Origin of the sequence: Asticcacaulis sp. YBE204 (genome assembly GCF_000495855.1) — a bacterium.
Lineage (GTDB): Bacteria > Pseudomonadota > Alphaproteobacteria > Caulobacterales > Caulobacteraceae > Asticcacaulis.
The window spans coordinates 1-2,751 of record NZ_AWGF01000026.1 but is presented as its reverse complement, the minus strand read 5'-3'; the positions used below and the strand labels follow the sequence as shown (position 1 = coordinate 2,751).

Below are 2,751 nucleotides of genomic sequence, written 5' to 3'. Positions count from 1 at the left end.
TCAATCAAACACAAGTTACGCACATCGAAGTGTCCTTTGGCTTACGCCGTGGGGTACGTGTGATGTGGGTTAAGCGAGAAGACATTGTATGAACAGTCGAACGACTGTGTGTGTTGTTATATCAATGAGTTTTGCTGAGGGAACGATCAAGCCGATCGGATTATTAGTACCGGTTAGCTTCACTCCTCACGGAGCTTCCACACCCGGCCTATCAACGTGGTAGTCTTCCACGATCCTCAGCGAGACCTTGTTTTGAGGTTAGTTTCCCGCTTAGATGCTTTCAGCGGTTATCTATTCCATACTTAGCTACCCTGCTGCGCGGCTGGCGCCACGACAGGTCCACCAGAGGTATGTCCATCCCGGTCCTCTCGTACTAGGGACAGATCCTCTCAAGTCTCGAACACCCACGGCAGATAGGGACCAAACTGTCTCACGACGTTCTGAACCCAGCTCACGTACCACTTTAAATGGCGAACAGCCATACCCTTGGGACCTGCTCCAGCCCCAGGATGTGATGAGCCGACATCGAGGTGCCAAACTTTGCCGTCGATATGGACTCTTGGGCAAAATCAGCCTGTTATCCCTAGAGTACCTTTTATCCGTTGAGCGATGGCCCTTCCACGCAGGACCACCGGATCACTATGGCCGACTTTCGTCTCTGCTCGACTTGTCAGTCTCGCAGTCAGGCGGGCTTATGCCATTGCACTCATCGAACGATTTCCGACCGTTCTGAGCCCACCATCGCGCGCCTCCGTTACACTTTGGGAGGCGACCGCCCCAGTCAAACTACCCACCACGCCATGTCCCGGATCCTGATGTAAGGACCGCGGTTAGACGTCAACAGCAATAAGGGTGGTATTTCAAGGATGGCTCCACCGAGACTGGCGCCCCGGTTTCATAGCCTCCCACCTATCCTACACATGTTGCTGCTAACGCCAAGGCGAAGCTATAGTAAAGGTTCATAGGGTCTTTCCGTCTGACCGCGGGAACCCCGCATCTTCACGGGGAATTCAATTTCGCTGAGCCTATGCTGGAGACAGTGGGGAAGTCGTTACGCCATTCGTGCAGGTCGGAACTTACCCGACAAGGAATTTCGCTACCTTAGGACCGTTATAGTTACGGCCGCCGTTTACCGGGGCTTCAATTCGCAGCTTGCACCACTCCTTTTAACCTTCCGGCACCGGGCAGGCGTCAGACCCTATACGTCGCTTTACAGCTTCGCAGAGCCCTGTGTTTTTGATAAACAGTCGCTACCCCCTGGCTTGTGCCACTTAGTACTGCTTGCGCAGAGTAAGTCACGCTTATCCCGAAGTTACGCGTGTAATTTGCCGAGTTCCTTCAGCATAGTTCTCTCAAGCGCCTTGGTATACTCTACCTGACCACCTGTGTCGGTTTCGGGTACAGTCTATGTATGAGTTATTTCCAGGGACAACTTCACTGCACACACAATCCAATAAGCATGTACAATATACGCCATCCGTCACTTCATACTGGCCCAGGAATATTCACCTGGTTCCCATCGACTACGCCTTTCGGCCTCGCCTTAGGGGCTGGCTAACCCTGCGCAGATTAGCTTTACGCAGGAACCCTTGGTCTTTCGGCGAGAGTGTCTCTCACACTCTTTATCGCTACTCATGTCAGCATTCTCACTTCCGATACCTCCAGCCAACCTCACGGTTGACCTTCTCAGGCTTACGGAACGCTCCGCTACCGCTCACTTACGTGAACCCATATCTTCGGCGCATGGCTTGAGCCCCGTTACATTTTCCGCGCAGGATCGCTTGATCAGTGAGCTGTTACGCTTTCTTTAAAGGATGGCTGCTTCTAAGCCAACCTCCTGATTGTCAATGCAATCCCACATCGTTTCCCACTTAGCCATAACTTGGGGGCCTTAGATGATGGTTAGGGTTGTTTCCCTTTTCACGACGGACGTTAGCACCCGCCGTGTGTCTGCCAGATAGTACTCTTAGGTATTCGGAGTTTGGTTAGTATTGGTACAGCTCGCGCCGCCCGCAACCATCCAGTGCTCTACCCCCTAAGGTATTCATCTGACGCTCTACCTAAATAGATTTCGCGGAGAACCAGCTATGTCCAGGTTTGATTGGCCTTTCACCCCTATCCACAAGTCATCCCAGAATTTTTCAACATTCACGGGTTCGGACCTCCAGTTGGTGTTACCCAACCTTCATCCTGCTCATGGATAGATCACCTGGTTTCGGGTCGTCATGCGACGAACTTAACGCTCTATTCAAACTCGCTTTCGCTACGCCTACACCTATCGGCTTAAGCTTGCTCGGCACATGAAGTCGCTGACCCATTATACAAAAGGTACGCCGTCACCCCGCTGGGGGGCTCCGACTGCTTGTAGGCTTCCAATTTCAGGTTCTGTTTCACTCCCCTTGTCGGGGTGCTTTTCACCTTTCCCTCACGGTACTTGTTCACTATCGGTCGTAGAGGAGTACTTAGGCTTGGAGGGTGGTCCCCCCATGTTCAGACAGGATTTCACGTGTCCCGCCCTACTCGAGGATCTTGCTAGTTGACGCCTACGGGACTATCACCCGCTATGGTCAGCTTTTCCAAGCTGTTCGGCTTTATATCACAAGATCACTGGCCTGGTCCGATTTCGCTCGCCACTACTTTCGGAGTCTCGGTTGATGTCCTTTCCTACGGGTACTGAGATGTTTCAGTTCCCCGCGTTCGCCTAATAAACCTATGTATTCAGTTTATTATACCTTTCAAACCACCAACTCA

The 2,751-nt window shown here is 52.1% G+C and carries 1 rRNA gene; it reads right to left on the bottom strand.

Going from position 1 to position 2,751, the window contains the following annotated elements:
• Positions 1–142: 142 nt before the first annotated feature.
• Positions 143–2,751, bottom strand: a 23S ribosomal RNA gene (locus tag AEYBE204_RS39130); the annotation flags it as partial.